General features: G+C 71.8%; 19 protein-coding genes and 1 tRNA gene. 4 read left to right on the top strand and 16 right to left on the bottom strand.

Features of this window, described 5'->3' with window-relative positions:
• Positions 1 to 63 precede the first annotated feature (63 nt).
• Both MMF93_RS07940 and MMF93_RS07935 read left to right on the top strand, forming a co-directional pair.
• Positions 64 to 3,189, top strand: coding sequence for an endo-alpha-N-acetylgalactosaminidase family protein (locus tag MMF93_RS07940; RefSeq protein WP_242750449.1), 3,126 nt, complete (start codon positions 64 to 66; stop codon positions 3,187 to 3,189).
• A gap of 113 nt (positions 3,190 to 3,302) precedes the next feature.
• Positions 3,303 to 4,202: a helix-turn-helix domain-containing protein gene (locus MMF93_RS07935; protein WP_242757358.1), complete on the top strand. Its 900-nt coding sequence runs from the start codon at positions 3,303 to 3,305 to the stop codon at positions 4,200 to 4,202.
• Positions 4,203 to 4,257: 55 nt separating this feature from the next.
• Here MMF93_RS07935 and MMF93_RS07930 read toward each other — a convergent pair whose 3' ends face one another.
• The 4 genes from MMF93_RS07930 to MMF93_RS07915 form a co-directional block, all read right to left on the bottom strand.
• Positions 4,258 to 5,223, bottom strand: a complete 966-nt coding sequence (locus tag MMF93_RS07930; RefSeq protein WP_242750447.1) for a PfkB family carbohydrate kinase — start codon at positions 5,221 to 5,223, stop codon at positions 4,258 to 4,260.
• Positions 5,220 to 6,776: a purine-cytosine permease family protein gene (locus MMF93_RS07925; protein ID WP_242750445.1), complete on the bottom strand. Its 1,557-nt coding sequence runs from the start codon at positions 6,774 to 6,776 to the stop codon at positions 5,220 to 5,222. Before MMF93_RS07925 ends, MMF93_RS07930 begins: the two co-directional genes overlap by 4 nt.
• Before the next feature lie 336 nt (positions 6,777 to 7,112).
• The gene (locus tag MMF93_RS07920) at positions 7,113 to 8,156 is read right to left on the bottom strand and encodes an ADP-ribosylglycohydrolase family protein (protein ID WP_242750443.1); all 1,044 of its coding nucleotides are present in this window, start codon (positions 8,154 to 8,156) and stop codon (positions 7,113 to 7,115) included.
• A gap of 112 nt (positions 8,157 to 8,268) precedes the next feature.
• Positions 8,269 to 8,985, bottom strand: a complete 717-nt coding sequence (locus tag MMF93_RS07915; RefSeq protein WP_242750441.1) for a GntR family transcriptional regulator — start codon at positions 8,983 to 8,985, stop codon at positions 8,269 to 8,271.
• 124 nt (positions 8,986 to 9,109) lie between these two features.
• Between MMF93_RS07915 and MMF93_RS07910 the strand changes: the two genes are divergently transcribed.
• Positions 9,110 to 9,463, top strand: a complete 354-nt coding sequence (locus MMF93_RS07910) for a chorismate mutase (protein ID WP_242750440.1) — start codon at positions 9,110 to 9,112, stop codon at positions 9,461 to 9,463.
• Positions 9,464 to 9,476: 13 nt separating this feature from the next.
• Here MMF93_RS07910 and MMF93_RS07905 read toward each other — a convergent pair whose 3' ends face one another.
• The 8 genes from MMF93_RS07905 to MMF93_RS07870 form a co-directional block, all read right to left on the bottom strand.
• Complete coding sequence (locus MMF93_RS07905) at positions 9,477 to 9,668, bottom strand: hypothetical protein (protein ID WP_242750438.1); 192 nt, start codon at positions 9,666 to 9,668, stop codon at positions 9,477 to 9,479.
• A gap of 92 nt (positions 9,669 to 9,760) precedes the next feature.
• On the bottom strand, positions 9,761 to 11,188 hold the full coding sequence (gene pyk, locus MMF93_RS07900) for a pyruvate kinase (protein ID WP_242750436.1): 1,428 nt from the start codon (positions 11,186 to 11,188) through the stop codon (positions 9,761 to 9,763).
• Positions 11,189 to 11,340: 152 nt separating this feature from the next.
• Positions 11,341 to 12,132, bottom strand: a complete 792-nt coding sequence (locus tag MMF93_RS07895; RefSeq protein WP_242750434.1) for an SIMPL domain-containing protein — start codon at positions 12,130 to 12,132, stop codon at positions 11,341 to 11,343.
• Complete coding sequence (locus tag MMF93_RS07890; protein WP_242750432.1) at positions 12,129 to 13,523, bottom strand: lysine N(6)-hydroxylase/L-ornithine N(5)-oxygenase family protein; 1,395 nt, start codon at positions 13,521 to 13,523, stop codon at positions 12,129 to 12,131. Before MMF93_RS07890 ends, MMF93_RS07895 begins: the two co-directional genes overlap by 4 nt.
• 23 nt (positions 13,524 to 13,546) lie before the next feature.
• The gene (locus MMF93_RS07885) at positions 13,547 to 15,187 is read right to left on the bottom strand and encodes a pyridoxal phosphate-dependent decarboxylase family protein (RefSeq protein ID WP_242750430.1); all 1,641 of its coding nucleotides are present in this window, start codon (positions 15,185 to 15,187) and stop codon (positions 13,547 to 13,549) included.
• A 159-nt stretch (positions 15,188 to 15,346) separates the two neighbouring features.
• Positions 15,347 to 17,989 carry an aminopeptidase N gene (gene pepN, locus MMF93_RS07880; protein WP_242750428.1) on the bottom strand — a complete coding sequence of 881 codons (2,643 nt, stop codon included), beginning with the start codon at positions 17,987 to 17,989 and terminating at the stop codon, positions 15,347 to 15,349.
• Positions 17,990 to 18,032: 43 nt separating this feature from the next.
• The gene (locus MMF93_RS07875; protein ID WP_242750426.1) at positions 18,033 to 18,800 is read right to left on the bottom strand and encodes a transcriptional regulator; all 768 of its coding nucleotides are present in this window, start codon (positions 18,798 to 18,800) and stop codon (positions 18,033 to 18,035) included.
• Between the two features lie 110 nt (positions 18,801 to 18,910).
• Positions 18,911 to 18,985, bottom strand: a tRNA-Leu gene (locus MMF93_RS07870).
• Positions 18,986 to 19,132: 147 nt separating this feature from the next.
• On the opposite strand from MMF93_RS07870, the gene MMF93_RS07865 reads away from it, so the two are divergent.
• The gene (locus MMF93_RS07865; RefSeq protein WP_242750424.1) at positions 19,133 to 19,765 is read left to right on the top strand and encodes an ANTAR domain-containing response regulator; all 633 of its coding nucleotides are present in this window, start codon (positions 19,133 to 19,135) and stop codon (positions 19,763 to 19,765) included.
• A gap of 76 nt (positions 19,766 to 19,841) precedes the next feature.
• On the opposite strand, the gene MMF93_RS07860 is transcribed toward MMF93_RS07865, so the two are convergent.
• Genes MMF93_RS07860 through MMF93_RS07845 form a run of 4 tightly spaced genes read right to left on the bottom strand, consistent with a single transcriptional unit; the run spans position 19,842 to position 24,349 of the window.
• Positions 19,842 to 20,558 carry an ABC transporter ATP-binding protein gene (locus MMF93_RS07860; protein WP_242757356.1) on the bottom strand — a complete coding sequence of 239 codons (717 nt, stop codon included), beginning with the start codon at positions 20,556 to 20,558 and terminating at the stop codon, positions 19,842 to 19,844.
• Positions 20,555 to 21,538 (bottom strand): ABC transporter ATP-binding protein, encoded by a 984-nt coding sequence (locus MMF93_RS07855; protein ID WP_242750422.1) that lies wholly within the window; start codon positions 21,536 to 21,538, stop codon positions 20,555 to 20,557. The genes MMF93_RS07860 and MMF93_RS07855 overlap by 4 nt, the downstream gene beginning before the upstream one ends.
• 7 nt (positions 21,539 to 21,545) lie before the next feature.
• Positions 21,546 to 23,414: a branched-chain amino acid ABC transporter permease gene (locus tag MMF93_RS07850; RefSeq protein WP_242750420.1), complete on the bottom strand. Its 1,869-nt coding sequence runs from the start codon at positions 23,412 to 23,414 to the stop codon at positions 21,546 to 21,548.
• Between the two features lie 5 nt (positions 23,415 to 23,419).
• Positions 23,420 to 24,349 (bottom strand): branched-chain amino acid ABC transporter permease, encoded by a 930-nt coding sequence (locus MMF93_RS07845; RefSeq protein ID WP_242750418.1) that lies wholly within the window; start codon positions 24,347 to 24,349, stop codon positions 23,420 to 23,422.
• Positions 24,350 to 24,407: the final 58 nt, after the last annotated feature.

The raw sequence follows: 24,407 nt of genomic DNA, 5'->3' as shown, positions 1-24,407 counted from the left end.
AGGGTGGGTCGGCGAAGACCGGCGGCGGAGACCGGTGGCGGACCCGAGTGGAGGGGCACAACCATGACGAGCGGCGAAGCGAGCGCGGGCGTCACCCGCAGAGCGGTGGTGGCGGCGGGCGCCGTGGCGGGGGTCGGCACGGCGCTGGGCACCACCGCGGTGGCCCCGGCCCGCGCGGACGCGAGGAAGACCTCCGCGACCCACACCCTGCGCACGCCCGACCTCGACGTGCGCGTCGACCCGGCCTTTCCCCGCATCGTCGACTACACCGACCGTGCGACGGGCGCCACCCTGCACGCCCAGGCGGAGGCCACAACGACGCTCCTGGTCGACGGCGAGGAACACACCCCCGAGGTGACCAGCACACCTGGTCGCGACCTGATCACCTACACCCTCACCCTGGAGACCGGCACCGCGCTCACCGTCCGCATCGAGGCCGAGGGCCGCCGCGTCCACTGGCGCGTCACCCGCGTGGCGGAAGCCACGGAAGGACGGGTGGGCACCCTCGAACTTCCGCATCTCGCCTTCTTGTCGATGCGCTCCGACCAGCGGCCCGACCCGGTCGTCCACACGGCCCGCGTCGAGCTGGACAAGGCCAAGAGCGGCGACACCCTCATCGAGCTCACCGGCGAGACCCCCACAGACGACACACCGGTCGGCTGCGCCTACGCCGTCGTGGCGACGGGCGAGCTGGCCGCGGCGATCGAGACGAACACCAGCTACGACAAGCCGTCGAAGACCGAGGGCGCCGACTGGGACAACGGGCGGCTGTGGCGGCAGACCGTCGCGGTGGGCGACGCCCGCAGCACCCGGCTGACCTGCGGACAGTGGACGCACCGGGCCGCCACCGCCGCGGCGGACCAGACCGAGCCGCTGCCCTACGTCACCGTCGTGGTCACCGGCGACCGCAACGGCGACGGCGTCGCCGACTGGCAGGACGCGGCCATCGCGATGCGCGACATCATGATCGACCCGCGCGGTGCCGACGCACAGCACCTGCGGGTGGTCCCGCACATCCCGTTCAACTTCGCCAGCCAGGCCACCAACCCGTTCCTGAGCACCCTCGACCAGGTCAAGCGCATCCACCTGGCCACCGACGGGCTGCGCCAGTTCACCCTCCTCAAGGGCTACCAGTCCGAGGGCCACGACTCGGCGCACCCCGACTACGCGGGCAACTACAACGACCGCGCGGGCGGCCTGGCCGACCTCAACACCCTGCTGCGCAAGGGCAGGAAGTGGAACACCGACTTCGCGGTGCACGTCAACGTCACCGAGTCCTACCCGGTGGCCCACGCCTTCTCCGAGAAGCTCGTCGACAAGGACAACGAGCAGTGGGACTGGCTCGACCAGTCCTACCGCATCGACCAGCGCCGCGACCTGGTCTCCGGGGACGTCATCGCCCGCTTCCAGAACCTGCGCGACGACACCGACAAGGGCCTGACCTCCCTCTACATCGACGTCTTCCGCGAATCGGGGTGGACCTCCGACCGGCTCCAGCGCGCCTTTCGCGACCAGGGCTGGAACGTGGCCACCGAGTGGGGCCACGGCTTCGAGCGCTCGGCGCTGTGGTCGCACTGGGCCACCGAGACCGACTACGGCGCCGACACCTCGCGCGGCATCAACTCCCGCCTCATCCGCTTCATCCGCAACCACCAAAAGGACGTGTTCGCCGACAAGTGGCCCACCCTGCTGGGCGGGGCCCGCATGGGCAACTACGAGGGCTGGCGCGGCAAGACCGACTGGCACGCCTTCTACGCGCTGATCTGGACGCACAGCCTCCCCGCCAAGTACCTCCAGGCCAGGCCGATCCGCTCCTGGTCGGAGCACGAGATCACCTTCGAGGGCGAGGAGGCCACCGCCGTCACCGACACCGGCGGCAAGCGCCGCATCACCACCGAGGGACGGCAGGTCTACGACGACGGCGTCTACCTGCTGCCGTGGGAGCCGCGCAAGGCCACCGACCCGGCGAAGCTCTACCACTACAACCCGGACGGCGGCCGCACCACCTGGCAGCTGCCCTCGGGCTGGAAGCACACCCGCACGGTGCACGTGTACCCGCTGACCTGGCGCGGGCGGGGCGAACCCGTCGAAGCCGCCGTCTCGGGCGGCCGGGTCACCCTGGACGCCGAAGCCGGGGTGCCCTACGTCGTCCACCGCAGGCCCGCCCCCGCCCAGCCGAAGCCCCACTGGGGCGAGGGCACCCCGCTGGCCGACCCCGGCTTCCACTCCGGCGGCCTGGCGGCCTGGACGGTCGCGGGCAAGGCGGCGGTCGAGGTCAGCAAGCGCGGCGACCCCGAACTCGTCCTCACACCCGGCGGCGAGGCCTCCGTCAGCCAGCGACTGCGGCGCCTGGAGCCCGGCACCTACGCCGCCTCAGTGCAGGTGCAGGTCGGCGACGAGGCGGGGGAGCGGCGCCGCGCCGCGCTCACCGTCCGCACAGCGGACGGCGTCACCGCCGAGAACTGGACGGACACCTCCACCGCCGCCAACCAGGTCGCCGCCGACCTCAAGCAAGGCACCCGCTTCCAGCGGATGACGACCTGGTTCACGGTGCCCGAAGGCGGCGGTCCGGTCACTCTCGCCCTGACGGCGGGGAAGGGCGAGGCACCGGTCCGCTTCGACCACGTACGCGTCGTCTCCGCCACCCTCCCCGAAGCGGCGTCGCGAGGCGGCTCCCAGCGGCGCGGGACCCTGGTGCAGGAGGACTTCGAGCACGTGCCGCAGGGCTGGGGCCCGTTCGTCAAGGGCGACGCGGGGGGCTCCACCGACCCGCGCACCCACATCGCCCAGCGGCACGCCCCCTACACGCAGCGCGGCTGGAACGGCAAGACCATCGATGACGTGATCGACGGAAGCGAGTCCCTCAAGTCCCGCGGCGAGAACACCGGGCTCGTCTACCGCACCGTCCCGCACACCGTCCGCTTCGAGGCGGGCAAGACCTACCGCGTCTCCTTCCGCTACGAGAACGAGAAGGCGGACCAGTACGCGTGGATCACCGGCGTGGACACCCCCGGCGCCAAGGAACTCCAGCGCGAGCCGCTGCCGGTCGCCACCCGCCCCGCCACCCACACCTACGAGTTCACCGCGCCCGAGGAAGGACAGGCCTGGGTGGGGCTGCGCAAGGTCGGCGACGACGGCAAGGCCGAGTTCGCGCTGGACGCCTTCACCGTCAGCGAGGTGACCGACTGACCGCCCCCGTCTCCGCTCGCGACCGGTGACCGGCCAGGGGTGATCACCGTACGCTGCTCCCTGAACGAGTGAGGGGAGCGCGTGCGGTGACCGAGCACCGGTACCAGTCCTGGATGCGGTACTTCACCCCCGGGCCCGTTCACCACCGCCTCGGCCTGGTCTGCCTCGGCGTCGGGATGCAGCACGGCGCGCTGCCCCCCGTGGGACCGCGCGTCCTCGACCACCACGTCGCCATCGTCATCAGCGCGGGGCGCGGCTGGTGCGAGGTCCCCGGCACCGCCGAGAGCCGCAAGGAGACCGGGGGCCGCCGCCACGACGTGGTGGCCCCCGCGCTGCTGTGGATCACCCCGGGGGTGCCGCACCACTTCGGCGCCGACCCCGAGGAGGGCTGGGACGAGAGCTTCGTCGACTTCACCGGGTCCGCCCTGACCGCCTACACCGAACTGGGCTGCATCGAACCCGGCCGCCCCCTCGTCCCCCTCAGCGACGCCGGACCCGCCCGCGCCGCCATCGCCCGCATCGCCCGCGCCGCCCGCCCCGGCAACCCGCTGCTGGAGATCGAGGCCGCCGCGGCCGTCCACGAACTCCTCGTCGCGCTGCGCCGCTCCCGCGCCGACACCACCGCCGACGGCGCGCCCGTCCTCCAGGCCCTGGCCCGCGACGCCTTCCTGCCCCTGTCGGTCGCCGAACACGCCGCCCGCCACGGCATGACCGCCGCCGAACTGCGCACCGCCGTACGCCGCAGCGCCGGATGCAGCCCCAAGGACTACCTGCTGGGCATCCGCCTGGGCCGCGCCAAGGAACTGCTGGCCGGCACCGACCTGCCCGTCTCCACGGTCGCCCGCCGCGTCGGCTACGACGACCCCGCCTACTTCTCCCGCCTGTTCACCCGCCGCGTCGGCGCGCCCCCCGTCCACTTCCGCGCCACCCAGTCCCGCACCGTCCCCGGCGGCTACGCCTCCCACGTCCCCGACCCCGACCACCCGCCGATGCTCCCGCGGCTCGGCACCTGACCGGCAGCCCGCCCCGGATGCCCCGCGGCCGCCGCACGCCGGCCGGGGCCGGGCGTCAGGAGCGGTCCGTCAGCAGCGGGGCCAGCGGATCGTCCGCGTCCAGCAGGGCGGCGACCTCGGCTGCGGTGGGCCCGGTGGCCGGGCCCCGACGGGTGACGGCCACGGACGCCGCCACGTTCGCGCCGCGCGCCGCGTCCAGCGGCCCCGCACCCCGCCCCAGCAGGGCCAGGAACGCGCCGACATGGGCGTCGCCCGCCCCGTTGCTGTCCACGGCCTCCACGGGCCGCCCCGGCACGTGGACGGCGCCGCCGTCGCCGGCCACCAGCCGGCAGCCGTCCGCGTCCCCGCGCACCAGCACACCCGCACCGGGACGCAGCCTGGCCGCCAGCTCCTCGGCGGCCGCCGCGTCGTCGTCGAGGCCGGTCAGCAGCCGCGCCTCCCTGCGGTTGCAGCTGAGCCAGTCCACCCGGGCCAGGACCCGCGCCAGCCGCGCCGGGTCGATGTCCGCGACGAGCGGTCCGGGATCCAGGCAGAGGGTGACGCCGTCGGGCAGCGTGGTGGCGAACGCGGCCAGCCGCTCGGCCGCACCCGCCAGTACCAGCCCGTAGCCGGACAGCTGCACGAGGTCGCCGGGGCGCGGCGCCTGGGCCACCGCCCGCATCTGGGCCTCGCTCAGCTCTCCCTCGACACCCGTCGCCGTCACGAACGTGCGCTCGCCCTCGGAGTCCACCAGGGCGACGCAGTAGCCGGTGTCCCGGTCGGTGCGCGCGGGCAGCAGCGCGGTGACGCCCTCCGCGGCGAGAGCCGCACGCACCAGGTCACCGAGCGGGCCGGTGCCGTGCCCGCCCCCGTACACGGCGGGCAGCCCCATGCGGCGGGCCGCGGCCAGCACGTTGAAGCCGCCGCCCGCGGTCTGCGCCGCGTGCGTGGCGAGCACGTCGCCGCCCCGCTCGGGCAGGTGCGGCACGCGCAGCACCATGTCGACGAGCACGCTGCCGGCGAGGAGCAGCCGCGCGGTCATCGGTGAGCCCCCTGTCCGGTGGTCTCGGCGCGTTCGGCGCCCTGCGCGGTGGTGTCGAGGGGGTCTGTTCCCTGCCCGGGAGCAGGCGCCGTCCCGGACTCCGCGGCGCTCCTTGCGGCCTCGGCGCGCACCGCACGGTCCAGGGGGTGCAGCAGGCTGTAGACGACGGCGGCCACCACGAAGGTCACCACCCAGCCGAGCCCGTTGGTGCCCAGCCAGCTGTGCGAGAGCGGCCCGGAGAACCACACGTCGGTGTCGCTGGTCTTCGCCTCGGTCAGCAGCAGCCCCACCACGATCGCCACCGCCCACGCCGTACACGCCGACCAGGCGAACCCGCCGTCGTACCAGTAGCGCCCCGAGCGCCCCGGCTTCATCAGCGCGTCCGCGTCGTAGGAGCGGCGGCGCAGCATGTCGACGGCGAAGACGCCCACCCACGCGGTGATGGGCACCGCCAGCAGCGTCAGGAAAGTGGTGAAGGGCCCGTAGAAGTCGCCCGCGACCAGCATGAAGTAGATGCCGCCCGCGAAGGTGAGCACGATGTCCAGGCCGACGGCGACCGTGCGCCTGGCGCGGACCCCGAGCGTGACGAGGGTGAGCCCCGCCGAGTACACCGACAGGTGGTTGGAGAGCAGCAGCCCGCCGAACGCGGCGATCAGGTACGGCACCGACATCCACGACGGCAGCATCGCGTCGATGGCGGCCACCGGATCGGAGGCGGCGGCCAGCGAGGTGTCGCCGGCCGACAGCAGCGACCCCAGCGAGATCAGCAGCACCAGGGGGATGCCCGCGCCCCACGCGGAGGCCAGCACGAGCCGCCCGCCCGGGATGGCGCGCGGCAGGTAACGGGCGTAGTCGGCGCCCGCGTTGGCCCAGCCGATACCGGTGCCCGCGGCGATCGTGCCGACACCCGCGATCACCGCGCTCAGCGGCGCGGCGGGCGCGTGCACCACCTTCGTCCAGTCGACCGTCGCCACCAGGAACGCCATGACGAGCAGGTTCAGCAGCCCGAACACGTAGGTGGCCCACTTGTTGATCCACATGATGGTGGCGTGGCCCAGACCGCTGATGAGCAGCGTGCAGGCGATGAAGACCAGCAGGCACACCACCGTGAGCACCGTGTTGTGCGGGGCGCCGAAGACGATCGCCAGCAGGGAGAGCAGCGCGTAGGCGGCGGTGGTGGTGTTGACCGTCTCCCAGCCGACCCGGCTGATCCACGTCACCAGCGTAGGGCCGGTGTTGCCGCGGCGCCCGAAGACCGCGCGGGAGAGCGTCAGGGCGGGAGCGCCGCCCCGCTTTCCCGCGATGCTCAGGGCGCCCACCAGCGCGAACGAGCCGAAGGCGCCGATCACGGCGACGAGGACCGCCTGCCAGATGTTCAGCCCGCGGAACGCGACCAGCGTCGCGCCGAGCGGCAGTCCCAGCAGTGAGATGTTCGCGGCGAACCAGGTCCAGAACATCTGGCTCGCATGGCCGTGCCGTTCCGTGTCGGGCACCGGCTCGATGCCACGGGTCTCCACGGCGCCGACCAGCTCACTCCTCTTCGAGTCAGCCATGGCCACCTCCTTGTGAGGCGAGAGGCGGGGAGCGGTGCTCCCCGCGGACGGGGGGGGAGAGGGCTTCTCCGGCGAGAGGTGCCCTCCGGGGCGGTGTGAGCCGACGCGTACGGCCGGCTCTGGCGCGGCCGCCACACGCGGCCCACCGGGACGGGCCCGCGGGGACGCGCCCGCAGGGGTGGGCCCGCCGGAACGCGCCTGTGGGGACGCGCCCGTGGGGCCGCCGTCGTCGCGCCCGGTCCGGGCGCCGGCCGTCGTGCTCGGTCAAAAGACCGGCGATGACGTATGCGGTGCGGCCCGGACTGCGGCGCACTGCGGCGCTCTGGGGCCCCGCCCTCAGGCGGTACCCGCGGGCGGGGGCGCACCGCGCAGCTCCAACAGCCGGGCCGCGAGCGGCTCCATGTCCAGCCCGTTGACGGTGCGCAGCGTCCCCACCGCGTCGGCGGGCAGCCCGCTCAGGCCCGCCACCGCGCCGGAGACGGCACCGGCCAGGGCACCGATGGTGTCGCAGTCGCCGCCCAGGTTGGCGGCCAGCACGCAGGCCCGCCACGGGTCGTCACCTGCCAGGGCGAGCACCGCGAACGCCGCGGGCACCGACTCCTGACTGGCGACGCTGGTACCGATCAGCGCCCCGATCAGCCGGACGGCCTCGTCCTCGGGCACTTTGGCCACCGTGCGCCGCGCCCAGCGGATACGGGTCGCGATGTCGGCGCCCGCCGCCCAGTGGCCGCGCCGGGCGCCCGCCGCCGCGGCGGTCTCGGCCGCGTCCATGGCCTCGTCGAGCGTCGCGCCGTCCACCGCGCTGCTCACCGCAGCGGCGACGGCCGCCGCCGCGGCGATCCCGATGGTGGTGTCGTGCGTGACCTGGCAGGACTCCACGACCCGGTCGAGGAACGTCTCGAGGGGCCGCGGGGGGAAGGCCACGCCGACAGGGGCGACGCGCATGGCGGCACCGTTGGTCGTCCCCGACCTGCCGGCCTCGGCGACCGGCACCCCGCGCGTGACCGCGTCCAGCGCCGCCTTCGTGGAGGGCCCGAGCAGGTCCAAGGACCCCTTCGCCTTCATCTGCGCCTCCCACGCCAGCAGGGCGCGGGCGAACTCCTCGGGGTCGATGCGACCGCCGCCGTCGGCCAGCAGCCGGCCCACGAGGAGGGCCTGGTCGGTGTCGTCGGTGATGCTCCCGGCGGGCAGCCCCGCCGCCACCGGGTTGTCGGGCGGGCCCTCCTCGAAGCCGGTGACCTCGCCGAAGCGGGCCGCGATCGCGTCGCGGGACATGATCTGGGTGGGCATGCCGAGCGCGTCTCCGAGGGCGAGCCCCCACAGGGCGCCCAGCGCGCGGTCGGTGGCGGGGTGGTGCGGTGGGGGCGGGGGATGGTGCATGAGGGGCCGCTGTCCTTCTCGGTCGTGCTGGTGGGTCGTGCGCGTGTCTGTCGTGCGCGTGTCTGTCGTGCCCTGCCGGGTGAGGCCGTGTCCGTCGTGTGGGCTGTGGAGGTCAGTGGGGGTCGCCGAAGCTGGTGCGCAGTTCGAATCGTGCGGGGTCGAGCAGGCTGACCACGTGTTCGAGGACGGTCCCTTCGGGGGAGCGCCCGATGCGGGTGACCCGCAGGAACGAGGTGCCCGCGGGTCGCCGCAACTGGGCCGCGTCGGCCGCGTCCAGCGGTACGGCGGTGGCCCGCTGCTCTCCGGAGGCGACCACGAGACCGACCGCGGCCAGGGTCGCGGTCAGCGACCCGTCGACGAGGCCGGTGCGCGGCACCTCCTCCAGCCCCCGGGAGAGCGGCACGCGGCTGCGTTCGAGGGAGACCCGCGCGCCGTCCGCGAGGGAGCGCATCCGGTCGACGGCGAGGAACCTGTCGCTCCCCAGGCCGAGTTCCGCGCCGAGGGCGGGGTCGCGTACGGCCTCCAGGCGCAGCACCGTCGTCGAAGGCGTGACGCCGCCCTGCTCGGTCAGCGCCTGTTTCCAGCCGTGCCGGTTGTCCAGCGGGGCGCCGTCGAAGCTGACGAAGGAGCCGATGCCGGGGTGGGTGCGCACCAGGCCCTCGTCGGCGAGGGAACGCAGGGCGGCCCGCACGGTCGAGCGGCTCACGGAGAACCGTTCGGTCAGCGCGTGCTCGCCCGGCAGCCGGCTCCCGTCCGGCAGGGCGCCGCCCCTGATCTCCCGGCTCAGGATGCGCGCCACCCGGTGGTGCTTGTGTGCCTGTTCGGACATGTCCGCAGCGTAGACGTACCTGTCCGAACCTGTCTGTTCCGTGGGTCACACCGCCCCTGTCCAGCACCTGGGATGCCGGGCCCGGGGCGCGCAGCGCGAGGGCGGTGACGGTTAAGCTCGGGCGATGAGCAGCAGCGATATCGAGCAGGCCGAGGCGTCCGTGCGGGCGGAGCTGGGCGCGTTGCGGGACAGCATCGACAACATCGACGCGGCCGTCGTGCACATGCTCGCGGAGCGTTTCAAGTGCACGCAGCGCGTCGGCAGGCTCAAGGCCGACCACGACCTGCCCCCCGCCGACCCGGCCCGCGAGTCCCGCCAGATCGAACGGCTGCGCGGTCTGGCCAAGGACGCCAAACTCGACCCGGCCTTCGCGGAGAAGCTGCTCAACTTCATCATCGCGGAGGTCATCCGCCACCACGAGCAGATCGCCGACGGCGTCCCGCCCGGCGGGCGAGCGAACGCCCCCGGGGCGCACTGAGCCCGCAAACCCGTCAGGGGCTCGACTCGGGCGGCGGGGCGAACGGCCCGGCGTGCGTGAGCGCCAGCAGCCCGATGACGACGGCCCCGACCCAGAACAGGACGATCAGGAACCGCCCCGTCGGATTCTTCCAGTTGAGGACATGGCGGTTCTGGTTGAAGCCCCTGCGGGGATTGTGCTTGAACAGCGGCTCGTTCGGATCCATGCGCCAGACCCTACGCCGGACGGGGCGGGGGACTGCCGCGGCGGCGAGGAGCGCTCAGCGGCCCTTCTCGCCGCGCGGCGCGCGGACCGCCCTCAGCAGTCCTCCTCGCCCAGGCGGTGCACCCGCACCAGGTTCGTGGAGCCCGGGACGCCGGGCGGGGAGCCCGCGGTGATGATGACCAGGTCGCCGTGGTCGCACCGGCCCAGCTTCAGCAGCATCTCGTCGACCTGGTCCACCATCTCGTCCGTGGACTGCACCGTCGGGCCGAGGAAGGCCTCCACGCCCCAGGTCAGGTTGAGCTGCGAGCGGGTCGCCTGGTCGGGCGTGAACGCCAGCACGGGGATGGGGGAGCGGTAGCGGGACAGCCGGCGCACCGTGTCGCCTGACTGCGTGAAGGCCACCAGGAACTTCGCGCCGAGGAAGTCGCCCATCTCGGCGGCGGCGCGGGCCACCGCGCCGCCCTGGGTGCGCGGCTTGCTGCTCTCGGTCAGCGGTGGCAGGCCCTTGGCGAGCATCTCCTCCTCCGCCGCCTCCACGATCCGGCCCATCGTGCGCACCGTCTCCGTCGGATACTTGCCCACGCTCGTCTCACCGGAGAGCATCACGGCGTCGGTGCCGTCCATCACCGCGTTGGCCACATCGGAGGCCTCGGCGCGCGTCGGACGGGACGCTTCGATCATCGAGTCCAGCATCTGGGTGGCCACGATGACCGGCTTGGCGTTCCGCCTGCACAGCTTGACCGCCCGCTTCTGCACCAGCGGCACCTGCTCCAGCGGCATCTCCACGCCCAGGTCACCGCGCGCGACCATGATGCCGTCGAAGGCGTCGACGATCGACTCCAGGTTCGCCACCGCCTGCGGCTTCTCCACCTTGGCGAGGACGGGCAGCCACCGGCCCTCCTCGGCCATGACCCGGTGCACGTCCTTGATGTCGTGCCCGCTGCGCACGAACGAGAGCGCGATCATGTCGGCGCCCGTGCGCAGCGCCCAGCGCAGGTCCGCCACGTCCTTGTCGGAGAGCGCCGGCACCGAGACGGCGACGCCCGGCAGGTTGAGCCCCTTGTGGTCGGAGACCATGCCGCCCTCGACGACCAGCGTGTGCACGACCGTGCCCTCCACGCGGGTCACCTCGAGGGTGACGCGGCCGTCGTCGACCAGGATGCGCTCCCCGGCGGTCACATCGGCGGCCAGCCCCTCGTAGGTGGTACCGCACACCGAGCGGTCGCCCTCGACCTCCTCGACGGTGATCGCGAACTCGTCGCCCCGTTCAAGGAGTACAGGCCCTTCCCGGAAACGGCCCAGCCGGATCTTCGGACCTTGAAGGTCCGCCAGCACCCCCACACTCCGCTGCGTCTCCTCAGAGGCCGCGCGCACCCGGTGGTAGCGCTCCTCGTGCTCGGCGTGTGTTCCGTGGCTCATGTTGAACCGGGCGACGTCCATTCCCGCCTCGACGAGCGTCTTGATCTGCTCGTACGAGTCGGTCGACGGTCCCAAGGTGCTGACGATCTTTGCTCGGCGCATAGGTCGACCCTACGAGTTACCGACGCGTACAGCTCCGTCGCCCGGCAATTGTCCAACCGGCCTTTACCGAAAGGACATTGATCCTCGAAGACAACTAATAAATTGCGCGCGCGCTCGCTCTGATGAGCGCCGGAAAACGCTTCCCCGTCTCGTCAGTCGAGACGCGGCACACTCATCACGAAACGCGCGTTCACGTGCGCCCGCACCGTCTGCCGCTGCGGCTCCAGATCCAGCTCGGGCGGCGGCCCCGCGGGCCCCCCGTACCCGCGGAAGGAGGCTCCCGGCGCCGCCGGCAGCTGCGGCGCCGCGCTCTCCGCACCCAGATCCGCCAGCTCCACCAGCGCCACCAGGCCCGCACCCACCGCCTCCGCGTACTCCCGCGCCCGCGTCACCGCCTCCCGCACCGCCTGCTGCCGCGCCTCACGATGCGCGGGCGAGTCCCGCCACAGCCCCCACCACGGGCCCTCCACCTGCGTCAGCTCCAGATCCCCCAGCCGCGACGTCAGCTCACCCAGCACCGTGAAATCCGTGACCGTCGCATTCAGCCGAACCCGCCCCTGATAGGCGTGCACCCGCTCCCTGCGGCTCTTGTCGCTCAGCTGCGGCTGCACACTGAACGTGCCCGTCGACAGCTTCTCCACCGCGTCGCCGTACCCCCGCACCAGCTCCAGCGCCCGCGCGTTGCGCCGCGTCAGATCCTCCAGCGCCGTCCGCCGGTCGGTGCCGCGCGCGGAGACCGTCACATCGATCCGCGCGTACTCCGGATCGAACTCCACACTCGCCTCCCCGCGCACCGCCACCCGCGGCGCCCGCGGTGTGCCGTACGGAACGGCCGACGCGTCCCCGCAACCGGCGGCCAGGCCACCCGGGCCGCCCCCACCCTGCTCGGAACCGGACGACGACGGCGAGTCGGGCGACAGCGGGCCACCGGATATCTCAGTCATACGCCCACTGTGGCAGACCGCCCCGCCGCACCCGCCCCCGAACGGCCACCGCGCAACCCGAACGTCGTGAACGCCGTACGCCCCGGCAGGGGATAACACTCACGGCCCGTCAACGCGTTCAGGATCACCGCGCTGCGATGCGCCGCCAGCCCCAGATCGGGCGCACCCACCCCGTGCGTGTGCCGCTCCGCGTTCTGCACGAACACCGAACCCGTCACCGCGGGGTCCAGCACCATCCGAAACTCCTCGTCCACCAGCGGCCGCCCCGCACCGTCCCGCCGCAGATAAGGTTCCAGCGCCCCCAACAACCCGCCCGCCGGACGCTCCGCGTACCCCGTCGCCAACACCACCGCGTCCGTCGCCAGACACGCACGCTCACCCTGCTCGGCGTGGTCGAGCCGCAGCCGCAACCGCCCCCCGCCAGGCCCCTCCACCGCACACACGCGCACCCCCGGAGTGAGCACCGCCTCAGGCCAGCCGCCGTCCAGCGCCAACGCCCGGCGATAGAGCTCGTCGTGCACCGCCGCCAACGTCTCCACATCCACCGCCTTGTGCAACTGCCACTGCCGCGGCAACAGCCCCTCCCGCACCCGCTCGGACAGACCGTGGAAATAGCGCGTGTAATCCGGGGTGAAATGCTCCAGACCCAGCTTGCTGTACTCCATCGGCGCGAAACCCGCACTGCGCGTCAACCAGTGCAGCCCCTCACGCCCCACCGGACGCCGCCGCAACAGATCCAAGAACACCTCGGCACCCGACTGGCCCGAACCCACCACCGTCACATGCTCCGCCGCGGCCAACTCCTCCCGGTGCGCCAGATACTCCGCCGAGTGGTACACCGGCACCGCCGGATCCTCCGCCTGCGGCCGCAACCCCTCCGGCACACACGGAGCCGTACCGATGCCCAACACCAGGTTCCGCGCGAACGACCTGCCCAGCGCCGCCGCCTCACCCCGGGCGTCCACCTGCGTGAAATCGACCTCGAACAGCCCCCGCTCCGCATCCCAGCGCACCGCGTCCACCTGATGCCCGAAATACAGCCCCGGCACGTTCTCGCTCACCCACCGGCAGTACGCGTCGTACTCCGCGCGCTCGATGTGGAACCGCTCCGCGAAATAGAACGGGAACAACCGCTCCCGCTCCCGCAGAAACCGCAGAAACGACCACTCGCTCGCCGGATCCGCCAACGTCACCAGATCGGCCAGAAACGGCACCTGAAGCGTCGCCCCCTCGATCAGCAGCCCCGGATGCCAGCGGAAACACGACCGCTGCTCGTAGAAAGCCGCCCGCAACCCCGGCACCCCGTCACCCAGCGCCGCCAACGAGAGATTGAACGGGCCCAGCCCCACCCCCGCCACATCCAGCGGCTCAGGCTCCTCCGCGACAGCCACCCGCGCCGCCTCCTGTGCCCCCCTCACGCGTCCGCCCCCTCCACCACGGCTTCCTCCGCCACGGCTTCCTTCACCACGGCCTCTTCCACAGCCTCCTCCACCAGCTTCACCAGCGCCGCCAGATCACTCGGCGCCACCAGCGGGTTCAGCAACGTCACCTTCCACCACAGGCCGCCCCCCAGCGAAGCCCGGCCCAGCACCGCCTGCCCCCGCTCCAGCAGCCGCCTGCGCACCCCGGCCACCAGCGCGTCGTCCCCGCCCACCGGACGGAAGACCACCGTCGAGAGCGCGGGGCGCGCATACAGCTCGAACCCCTCCGTGCCCGCCACCAGCTCCGCCAGCTGAACCGCCGCCGCACACGTACGCTCCACCAGCCCCGCCATCCCCGCACGCCCCAGCGCCCGCAGCGTCACCGCCACCTTCAACACGTCAGGGCGGCGCGTCGTCCGCAGCGAACGCCCCAGCAGATCCGGCAGCCCCGCCTCCGTGTCGTCATCCGCGTTGAGATAGTCCGCACAGTGCTCCAGCGGACGCAGCGCCGCCCCGTCAGGAACGGCGAAGAACCCCGCCGCCACCGGCTGCCACCCCAACTTGTGCAGATCGAACGAGACGCTGTCGGCCCACCGCAGCCCGGCCAGCCGTCCCCGCAGCCGCTCACTGAACAACAGCGGGCCCCCGTACGCCGCGTCCACGTGCACCCGCGCCCCGTGACCGCGCGCCACCCCGACGAGCTCCGCCAGCGGATCGACGTCACCGGTGTCCGTCGTCCCCGCCGTCGCGACGACCAGCGCGGGCGCCCCCTCCAGCCCGTCCAGCGCCACCCCGAGCGCCTCGGGCTCCAGCACCCCGCGCGGCGTCGGCACCACCAAAGGCGGCGCCAGACCCAGCAGCCACGCCGAACGGTGCACGCTGTGGTGCGCGTTCGCCCCGCACACCACCCGCACCTGACCGCCGACGGCCCGAGCCGCCTGGCGAGCCAACAGCAGCCCCAGCTGATTCGCCTCCGTGCCACCGCTCGTCACCAGCGCGTCAGGGCCCGCGCCCGCGCCCGTTTTCGTGTCCGTGTACGTGTCCGCGAGCGCGTCCGTGCCCGGGCCAGAACGGGCACCGGCATCCGCCTCCGCGTCGATCGCGCCGGCTGCGCCGTCCGTGCCGGCTGCGCCGTCCGCGCCCTCTACGTCAGGGAAGACCAGCCGGGCCAGCTCCCGGCACACCATCGCCTCCAGCGTCGAGGCCGCCGGTGCCTGATCCCACGAGTCCATCGACGGATTCAGCGCACTGGCCGCCACATCGGCCGCCGCCGCCACCGCCAACGGCGGGCAGTGCAGGTGCGCCGCGCACAACGGCTCCGCCGGATCGGCCGCACCCGCCGCCACCGCACCCACCAGTGCGTCCAGCGCCGCACCCGCACCCGCACCCACCTCGGGCAGCACCGCACCGGCCGCCGCCCGCACCCGCCACGACACCTCCCGCGGCCCACCCGCAGGCAACGGACCCCCGCGCTCCACGGCTCCCCGCTCCAACGCCGCCAGCACCGTCCCCAGCAACGGACGGAGCGCGGCGGGCCCGCCACCACCACCCGCCAGCAGACCGACGTCCGCTTCACCGCCCGCCTCGGCGCCGGGAGCGGTCTCGTGCAGGCCATCGACGGTGAACGCAGACATAGGGCACGGCTCTTTCGTTCGGTACACGGTGGCCGCCGAACGCACCGGCAGCCACGCTTGGTTAGGCCTACCTAACCTACGTGCAGCGCGGCCCCGCACCCCACGATCCGCGACCTACTTCCCCCGAAGGTGGTAGCCCGCCTCCCCGGCCCCGCCTGCTCACCCCACCGCCGTACGCACCCCCAGCGCCCTCCGCAGATCATCCAGCTGATCCTCCAGCCGACGCCGCAACGCGGGCACCATCTCCTGCCGCGTCAGACACTCCTCACCCAGGCTCAGCGTCTCCTCGTCCACGAACGCCGCCGGAAACGCGTACCGCCCCGCCACCTCGGCCAACGCCGGACCGCGCCGCGCCGCCAACGGCACCACCTCGGCGAAGTACCGCGCCGGGAACCCCGCCAGCAACCCCGCCTGCTCCGGCTGCCAGAAACCCTGCGCCGTCGCCGTGAACAGATAGTTCGACAGCGCGTCACCAGGACCGAACATCGCCTCCCAGGCCGCCTCCTTCGCCGCCGCGTCCGGCAGCGCCGCCCGGCACCGCGCGGCCGCTTCCTCACCCCGCGCACCCGCGTCCGCCGCCCGCGCCTCCTCGATGTCCGCGACGCCCACCGCACCCAGCACCGACAACCGCAACAGCAGCCGCCACCGCAACTCCACATCCAGCACCGGGCCCCCACCGGGCACCTCACCCGCCGCCCACCACTCCGCCAACTCCCCAGGCGACGTCGCACAGTCGATGAAGTACCGAGCAGCCGTCAACCGCAAGCCGGCACCACCACCCGCACCCGAGGACGCGTCCGCACCCGAGGAGGCGTCCGCACCCGAGGACGCACCCGCACCCGAGGAGGCGTCCGCACCTGAGGACGCGCCCGCACCCGAGGGCGCGCCCGTCCCCGCGGACGCGTCCGACGTGGACGACAGCAGATCACGGCACAGCTCCGACAGCAGCCCCAACGCCTCGCTGCGCTCCTCGCCCGCGAGGAAACGGTCCGCAGCCTGCCCCCGCGCGAACGCCAGCACCCCCTGCACCACCGCGTTGTCCGACTCGAACGGCAGATGCTCCCGCGCCGTTCGCACGTACTCCAACGGCCCCAACTCCGCGTCCCGCACCATGTCACGCGCCGCGTTCCACACCACCGCACGCGACAACTGCCCCGGCAGCCCCGACAGCGCCGACCGCACCGAACCCCACGACACCGGATCCAGACGCACCTTCGCATACGTGAAATCCAGGTCATTGACCAGCACCAGATCCGGACGCGGCCCATCCAGCGTCATCGTCAACCGGCCACCGTCCCTGGGCACGTCCCGCTCCAGCCGCTCCCGCAGAACCAACCGCGACTCGTCCGCCGGCGCCCGGTCGTAGAGCCCCACCGCGAGCCGGTGCGGACGGCGGCCCACATGCTCCACATCCACATACCAGCGCCGGTCCTCCGACTCGCCCACCCGCGGCACCAGCGTGTCCACACCCGTGGTCCGCAACCAGCACTCCGCCCACCCCCGCACGTCCCGCTTCGAGGCACGCGCCAGCGAATCGAGGAAATCCCCCAACGTCGCGTTCGAGAACCGGTGCCGCGCGAAATGGTCGTTGATACCCGCCAGGAAATCCCGCTCACCCAGCCACACCACCAGCTGACGCAGGGCCGAAGCCCCCTTCGCATAGCTGATCCCGTCGAAGTTGCCCAACGCCGTCGCCGTGTCCGGCACCCCCTCCGGATCCGGCGCCACCGGATGCGTCGAAGGACGCTCGTCCGCGTCGTAACCCCAGCTCTTCCGCGCCACCGCGAAATCCGTCCACGTGTCCGTGAACCGCGTCGCCTCGCTCAGCACCTGATACCCCATGTACTCCGCGAACGACTCGTTCAGCCAGATGTCGTCCCACCAGCGCAACGTCACCAGATCGCCGAACCACATGTGCGCCATCTCGTGCGCGATCACCATGCCGCGCGTCTGCCGCTCCGTGTCCGTGACCGCCGACCGGTGGACGAACTCGTCCCGGAACGTCACCAGACCCGGATTCTCCATCGCCCCCGCGTTGAACTCCGGCACGAACGCCTGATCGTAGGAGTCGAACGGATACGGCTCCTCGAACAGCTCGTGATACCGGTCGAAACAGCGCCGCGTGATCTCCAGCAGCTCCGCCGCATCCGCCTCCAGATACGGCCCCAGCGACCTGCGCACATGCAGCCCGAACGGCAGCCCCGCGTGCTCCGTGCGCACCGAGTGGAAAGGCCCCGCCGCCACCGCCATCAGATACGTACTGATCGGCGGCGTCGGCGCACACTCCCACCGCCCGCCCTCCCCGCTACGGGCCGCCACCCCGTTCCCCAGCACCGTCCACCCCTCGGGCGCCGTCACCGACACCGCGAACGACGCCTTCAGATCCGGCTGGTCGAAACACGCGAACACCAGCGGAGCGTCCGTCATGCAGCACATCGTGTAGACGTACGCGTTGCCGTCCTCCGGATCCGTGAACCGGTGCATGCCCTCACCCAGCCGCGAGTACGGCATCAACGCCTCGACCCGCAGCTCGTGCTCCCCCGCCGCCAGGCCGCGCAGCGGCAACCGCCCCTCGGCAAGCTCGCCCGGATCGAGCGCCCGCCCGTCCAGCTCGGCCCCCACCAGCCGCGTGGGCCGCACCTCCACGAAGGTGTCCACCCCCGCCTCCAGCACGGCGAACCGCACCACGGTCGTGGAAGCGAACACCTCCTCCCCCCGCGTCAGATCCAGATCCACCCCGTACCGCTCGACCCTGACCGCCCGAGCCCGGCTCTCCGCTTCCGCACGCGTCAACACGACCATGCGCGCCATAGTGCCCCAGACGCGACCCGTGGGCACCGGTGCGTCAGTACTTGGGGCCGATGCGCGCGTCCATGAGGGCTACGGAGGTGCGGCGGGCGACGGAGACGGAGTCGCCGCCGCTGCGGTGCCGGGTGCTGGTCCACTCGACGCCGAGCCCGTCCAGCGTCCGGGTGTAGAGCCGCACGATGTCTTCCGAGGAGTTGGTGAAGAAGTAGCGCGGATACTCGTACCGCTTGGGTCGGCCACCGACCGTGCGCGTGGTCCAGTTGGTGATGCGGCAGCCGTCGGAGTGCACGAGGCCGCGTACCAGCTCCCAGGGGTGTGCGCCGACGACCTCCTGCTGCCAGCGCTCCAGCTCGATGCGGCGCTGGTGCTTTTTTCCGGGGCCGTGCTGGGGGAAGAGGCAAGGCCAGTGGCTGGAGTAGGCGGTGACGTTGACGCAGCCGGGGCGCTGGACGCGGAAGACGTGGTTCTGTGGGCGTACGCGACGCATGGCGTCCTCGCAGGCGTCGATGAGGCCGGGCCAGGCGTCCGCGCAGGCGACCCGGAGCATGTGGGTGCGGGCGAGCCGGCTGATGCACCCGTCGCCCAGGTAGAGGCCCAGGAGGTAGCTGTAGGCGGCGGCATCGGAGGGGAGGCCGGGCGGGGAGGTGCACCGGGCGCAGGCGGCGTAGCGCTGCTTGGGATGGAGCCGCTGTTGCCAGTGGCGCAGGCACCATCGGGAGACGCCGGTCTGTCGGCTCACCGAGTTCAGGCTGCGGCCCTGGGCTACGAGGGCAAGGGCGTGTTTCCTCGTCGCGAGGTCGTACATGCGAACAGGATGGGACTGTCCGTTCGACTCAGGAGCGAGAAGGCGGGCCCGCTAGCCCGAAAGGGTGAGATGATGCGCCCGCGCTTGACGCCTTAGAAATGAAGGTAAAGTGCCCCGGGTCGGACTCGAACCGACACTGTATGGGTTTTGAATCCATCGTCTGCTGCCAATTGGACTACCGGGGCCAGTGGAATCGAAGGCTTACGCCCACCCGCTGTGCTCTTACTTTACAGGACCTGGGTAGGCTCGTGTGTCCCACCTGTGCGGAAACGAGGAGCCCAGTGAGCGCCGCGGACGTCCCCGAGTCTGAGAGTGTCCAGAGTGCAGAGCCCGTGGAGGCGGCTGCCGAGGCGAGCGGTGGCGCGCACGTGCCTCCGGCGACGCGGCGGGTCGTGATCGCGGAGGACGAGGCCCTGATCCGGATGGATCTCAAGGAGATGCTCGAGGAGGAGGGCTACACCGTCGTCGGCGAGGCGGGCGACGGGCAGCGGGCCGTGGAGCTGGCCCGCGAGCACCGGCCCGACCTGTGCATTCTCGATGTGAAGATGCCCGTGCTCGACGGCATCTCCGCGGCGGAGAAGATCGCCGAGGAGAGCATCGCGCCGGTGCTGATGCTGACCGCTTTCTCCCAGCGTGAGCTGGTCGAGCGGGCCCGTGACGCGGGTGCCATGGCCTACCTGGTGAAGCCGTTCAGCAAGAGCGACGTGGTGCCGGCCATCGAGATGGCGGTCTCGCGGTTCACGGAGCTGCGGGAGCTGGAGAAGGAGGTCGCGGACCTCGCCCAGCGGCTGGAGACGCGGAAGCTGGTGGACCGGGCCAAGAGCGTGTTGCAGACGCAGTACGGGCTGACGGAGCCGGCGGCGTTCCGCTGGATCCAGAAGACGTCGATGGACCGCAGGCTGTCGATGCAGCAGGTCGCCGAGGCGGTCATCGCGGACGGCGAGGAGCGCAAGAAGCAGCAGTAGCGGCGGTGGCGGCAGTGGCGGGCACGGGCTGAGGGGCGCCTGCGGGTGTCCCCTCAGCCCGTGCCCGTGCCCGTGCTCAGTCCTCGCCGAGGTACGCCTTGCGTACCGATTCGTCGTGCAGCAGTTCGTCTCCGGTGCCGGAGAGGGTGATGCTGCCGATCTCCATCACGTGTCCGTGGTCGGCGAGGGAGAGCGCGGCCTGGGCGTTCTGTTCGACGAGCAGGATGGTCGTGCCGGCGGATTTGAGTTCGCTGATGGTGGCCATGATCTTCTGCATCATGATCGGTGAGAGGCCCATGGAGGGTTCGTCGAGCATGAGCAGTCTGGGTCGGGACATCAGGGCGCGGCCCATGGCGAGCATTTGCTGTTCGCCGCCGGAGAGGGTGCCGGCGGCTTGGCGGCGGCGTTCTCCGAGGATGGGGAAGCGTTCGTAGGCGCTGTCGATGTCGCGGGCGATGCCGTCGGTGTCGTTGCGGAGGAAGGCGCCGAGCTGGAGGTTCTCCTCGATGCTGAGGCGGGGGAAGATGCGTCGGCCTTCGGGGGAGTGGGCAAGACCCATGGAGACGATCTTGTGTGCGCCGACTCCGTTGAGTACCTGTCCCTCGAAGGTGATCTTTCCGGTGAGGGGCTTGAGCAGTCCTGAGAGGGTGCGCAGGGTGGTGGTCTTGCCGGCGCCGTTGGTGCCGATGAGGGTGACGACCTCGCCGGCTTCGACGGAGAAGGAGATGCCTTTGACGGCTTCGATCTTGCCGTAGGCGACGCGCAGGTCCTCGACTTCGAGCAGGGCCATCAGTCTGCCTTCCCTTCCGGGGCGTCCGCCGGCTGGTCGGCTTGCGCTGCCTGCGCCGTGGTTGCCGCCCGGGCCTCTTCCGCGGCGCGGACCTCGGCCGCTTCCGCGGCGCGGGCTTCCGCCTCTTCCGCCGCGCGGACCTCGGCCGCCTCCGCTTCGCCGGGTTCTCCTTCGAAGGGGGTGCCGAGGTAGGCGGCGATCACGCGGTCGTCGTTCTGGACGATGTCCGGGGTGCCTTCGACGAGTTTCTGGCCCTGGACGAGAACGGCGACACGGTCGCAGAGGTTGAAGATGAACCGCATGTCGTGCTCGATGACGAGGACGGCGGTGCCCTGTTCGCGGATGGCGAGGACGAGTTCGCGGGTGGCGGTGGTCTCGACGGCGGTCATGCCCGCGGTGGGTTCGTCGAGGAGGAGCAGTCCCGGTTCGCTGGCGAGGGCGCGGGCGATCTCCAGTTTGCGCTGTTCGCCGTAGGGGAGGTTGCGGGCGAGGTGGTCGCGTTTGTCGGCGAGGCCGGTGAAGTGGAGCAGTTCCATGGCGCGGTCTTCGGAGTGGCGTTCGGCGCGCCGGAAGCCGGGGCCGCGGACGAGGGCGGAGAAGAGGCCTTCGTGGGTGCGGGTGTGGCGGCCGACGAGGACGTTTTCCAGGACGGTCATGTTGGCGAAGAGCCGGATGTTCTGGAAGGTGCGGGCGATGCCTGCCTGGGTGACGAGGTGGGAGCGGTGGGGCAGGACGGTGCCTTTGTAGCTGACGGTTCCCTCGGTGGGGATGTAGAGCCCTGTGAGGCAGTTGAAGAAGGTGGTCTTGCCGGCGCCGTTGGGGCCGATGAGGCCGACGATCTCTCCGGCGCGCACGGTGAGGTTCACGTCGCGGACGGCGGTCAGGCCGCCGAAGCGCATGGTGACGCCTGAGGCGTCGAGGACGGCGCTGCCGGCTTCGCGGGGTGCGGGGTTCTCGGCTGCCGTGGTGGTGGGTGTCGTCATGGGGTCCTCACGCCTCCGTCTTGCCGATGCCGGGGAGGCCGGGGGTCGTCTGTGCGGTGGCGTCGGGGACGTCGAGTTGTCCCGTCTCGTGGAACTCCAGCTGTTTGCGGCGGTCGGCGATGAGGCCTTCGGGCCTGAAGCGCATCAGCAGGACGAGGGCGATGCCGAAGAGCAGCAGTTGGTAGTCGGCCATGAACTGGAGTTTGGCCGGGATGAGGTAGAGGAGGGCGGCGCCGATGAGGGGTCCGCTGACGGTGCCCATGCCGCCGAGGATGACGGCGATGAGGAGGAAGGCGGAGTTGGGTGGCGCGGTGTGGACGAACTTGTAGGACTCGGGGTTGACGGAGAACTCGACGTGGGCGAGGACGGTGCCGGCCATGCCGGCGAGGGTGGCGCCGAGGGCGAAGGCCATGAGTTTGAGCCGGAAGGCGTTGACGCCCATGGCGCGTGCCGCGGTCTCGTCCTCGCGGATGGCGATCCAGGCGCGGCCGATGCGGGAGTTGTCGGAGCGCCGGAAGATGGTGACGACGATGGCGGTGAACAGCAGCATCAGCAGGTAGTAGTTGGCGAATCTGCCGAGTTCGAAGCCGAGGAGGGTGTGGGGTTCGCCGAGGTTGAAGCCGAAGAGCTCCAGGTCGGGGATGTTGGGGATGCCGTTGGGGCCGTTGGTGATGTTGGGTCCTGAGTCGCCGTCGAGGTTCTGTACGGAGATGCGGAAGATCTCTCCGAAGCCGAGGGTGACGATGGCGAGGTAGTCGCCGTGCAGGCGCAGGGAGGGGAAGCCGATGACGAGGCCGAAGACGAGGGCGACGGCGGCGCCGATGAGGACGGCGGCCCAGAAGGGTACGTGGATGCCGAGGGCGGAGGTCTCGGCTCCGGAGACGAGGGCCGCGGTGTAGGCGCCGACGCCGAGGAAGGCGACGTATCCGAGGTCGAGGATGCCGGCGAGGCCGACGACCATGTTGAGGCCGAGTGCGACGGTGGCGAAGATCAGCACGCTGACGGCGATGTTGGTGTAGGCCTCGTTGCTCTGGGTGATCGGGAAGAGCAGTGCGGCGGCGAAGGTGGCGGCGAGGGTGACGCCGCGGTGTTTGGCGGTCAGGGCGGTCAGCCGGCGGGGCAGCCCGGTGCGCTGGAGGGCGGGAAAGCCGAAGGCGGAGATCATCAGGAAGCCGATGAACGGGGGGCCGCCGTCCGCTTCGATGCCGTAGGCGAAGACGTAGAGGCCCAGCGCGCAGGAGGCGCAGATCACGAGGATCTCGGCCCAGTCGGGCAGGGGCGTGGGGCGTCCTGGTGAGGGTGCTTTGAGCGCGTGGGTGAGGCGCGCCCATGGCCCGGGTTCGCGGGTGTCGTCGCCGGTTTCCGGGGCGAGGTCGGCGGGGAGTGCGAGGGCTCCGATGACGGCGAGGAGGGTGCCTGCGGCGCCGATCCACATGCCGGGTTCGAGGTTGACGAGGCCGCCGAGTTCGACGGCGATGGCGCCTGCGGTGTACCAGGTGACGGCGAGTGAGGCGAGGGCCATCAGCAGCAGTGCGCTGTGTTTGCCGCCTGGGGTGAGCCAGCGCAGTCCGCGTACGCCTGCGGAGGCGAGCAGCAGGGCGGCGGTCAGGACGGCGGCGACGAGGGTGAGGAGCTGGAGTCCTGCCGGGTAGAGGGCGATGGTGAGGTCGCCGGGGAACTCGGCGGTCCAGGTCCAGGCGAGCATCGTGGAGACGAAGGCGAGGAGCGCTCCGGCGCCGACGAGTACGCGGCCGTTCCTGCGGCTGGTGTGCGGGTCGGCGCCGAGGGGGAGGAGCCCTCGGCGCGTGGGGGAGTGGTGTGCCCGGGTGGTTGCCGGTGCGGTGTGCGCGCTGGTGTCGGTGTGGTGTGTCGTCATGGGTATCACGCCCGATCCGCGAGGCGTTCGCCGAGGATGCCCTGGGGTCGCAGGAGGAGGACGAGGATGAGCAGCACGAACGCCCACACGTCCTTCCACGAGCCGCCGCCGAACTGTTCGAGTCCTGGGATGTTGCCGATGTAGGCGGTGGCCAGGGCTTCGGCGACGCCGAGGACGAGGCCGCCGACCATGGCGCCGTAGATGTTGCCGATGCCGCCGAGGACGGCGGCGGTGAAGGCCTTGAGTCCGGCGATGAAGCCCATGCGGAAGTTGACCTCGCCGGTTTTGAAGCCTTGTGCGATGGCGGCGACGGCGGCGAACGCGGCGCCGATGGCGAAGGCCATCACGATGATGCGGTCGGTGTTGATGCCCATCAGCTTGGCCGTGTCGGGGTCCTGGGAGGTGGCCTGCATGGCGCGTCCCGTGCGGGTCTTGGCGACGAACAGGCCGAGGGCGAGCATGCACACGGGCGCGGAGATGAAGATGAACAGGTCCTCGCGGGAGAGGGTGACGAAGCCGAGGTCGAGGTCGCCGCCGCCGAGCTGCGGGAAGGGCCGGGCCTTCTTGGCGTTCGGGTAGAAGGCCCAGACGGCCTGCTGGAGTGCGAGGGAGAGGCCGATCGCGGTGATCAGCGGGGAGAGCCGGGGGCCGCCGCGCAGGGGCCGGTAGGCGAAGCGTTCGGCTCCGACGGCGACGAGCACGGCGCATACGACGCCGAGCAGGATCATCAGGGGGAGCGCGAGGGCCATGCCCGTTCCGTCGGGCAGCCACAGGTAGGCGGTCAGCGCGCCGAAGCCGCCGATCATGAATATCTCGCCGTGGGCGAAGTTGATGAGCTGGACGATGCCGTAGACCATCGTGTACCCGATCGCGATGAGGCCGTACAACGCGCCGAGTGCGAGTCCGTTCGCCAGCTGATCCGGCAGACCGTGCACCGGGGGACTCCTTGGGTGTGTCAGATTCGGCTGCGCGGGGGCGCGTCGGAGCGCCCCC

It is taken from the genome of Streptomyces tubbatahanensis (assembly GCF_022699385.1).
GTDB classification, from domain to species: Bacteria; Actinomycetota; Actinomycetes; order Streptomycetales; family Streptomycetaceae; genus Streptomyces; species Streptomyces diacarni.
Note: the sequence above shows the minus strand (reverse complement) of the source record. Positions and strands in the feature narration are given on the sequence as shown.

Excerpts from the sequence above, each read along its gene's own strand:
- MMF93_RS07875 (WP_242750426.1), bottom strand. The coding sequence starts at position 18,800 with ATGTACGACCTCGCGACGAGGAAACACGCCCTTGCCCTCGTAGCCCAG.
- MMF93_RS07895 (WP_242750434.1), bottom strand. The coding sequence starts at position 12,132 with ATGACTGAGATATCCGGTGGCCCGCTGTCGCCCGACTCGCCGTCGTCG.
- MMF93_RS07905 (WP_242750438.1), bottom strand. The coding sequence starts at position 9,668 with ATGGATCCGAACGAGCCGCTGTTCAAGCACAATCCCCGCAGGGGCTTC.
- MMF93_RS07930 (WP_242750447.1), bottom strand. The coding sequence starts at position 5,223 with ATGACCGCGCGGCTGCTCCTCGCCGGCAGCGTGCTCGTCGACATGGTG.
- MMF93_RS07885 (WP_242750430.1), bottom strand. The coding sequence starts at position 15,187 with ATGTCTGCGTTCACCGTCGATGGCCTGCACGAGACCGCTCCCGGCGCC.
- MMF93_RS07915 (WP_242750441.1), bottom strand. The coding sequence starts at position 8,985 with ATGTCCGAACAGGCACACAAGCACCACCGGGTGGCGCGCATCCTGAGC.
- MMF93_RS07935 (WP_242757358.1), top strand. The coding sequence starts at position 3,303 with ATGCGGTACTTCACCCCCGGGCCCGTTCACCACCGCCTCGGCCTGGTC.
- MMF93_RS07940 (WP_242750449.1), top strand. The coding sequence starts at position 64 with ATGACGAGCGGCGAAGCGAGCGCGGGCGTCACCCGCAGAGCGGTGGTG.
- MMF93_RS07850 (WP_242750420.1), bottom strand. The coding sequence starts at position 23,414 with ATGACGACACACCACACCGACACCAGCGCGCACACCGCACCGGCAACC.
- MMF93_RS07920 (WP_242750443.1), bottom strand. The coding sequence starts at position 8,156 with ATGCACCATCCCCCGCCCCCACCGCACCACCCCGCCACCGACCGCGCG.
- MMF93_RS07910 (WP_242750440.1), top strand. The coding sequence starts at position 9,110 with ATGAGCAGCAGCGATATCGAGCAGGCCGAGGCGTCCGTGCGGGCGGAG.
- MMF93_RS07855 (WP_242750422.1), bottom strand. The coding sequence starts at position 21,538 with ATGACGACACCCACCACCACGGCAGCCGAGAACCCCGCACCCCGCGAA.
- MMF93_RS07925 (WP_242750445.1), bottom strand. The coding sequence starts at position 6,776 with ATGGCTGACTCGAAGAGGAGTGAGCTGGTCGGCGCCGTGGAGACCCGT.
- pyk (WP_242750436.1), bottom strand. The coding sequence starts at position 11,188 with ATGCGCCGAGCAAAGATCGTCAGCACCTTGGGACCGTCGACCGACTCG.
- pepN (WP_242750428.1), bottom strand. The coding sequence starts at position 17,989 with ATGGTCGTGTTGACGCGTGCGGAAGCGGAGAGCCGGGCTCGGGCGGTC.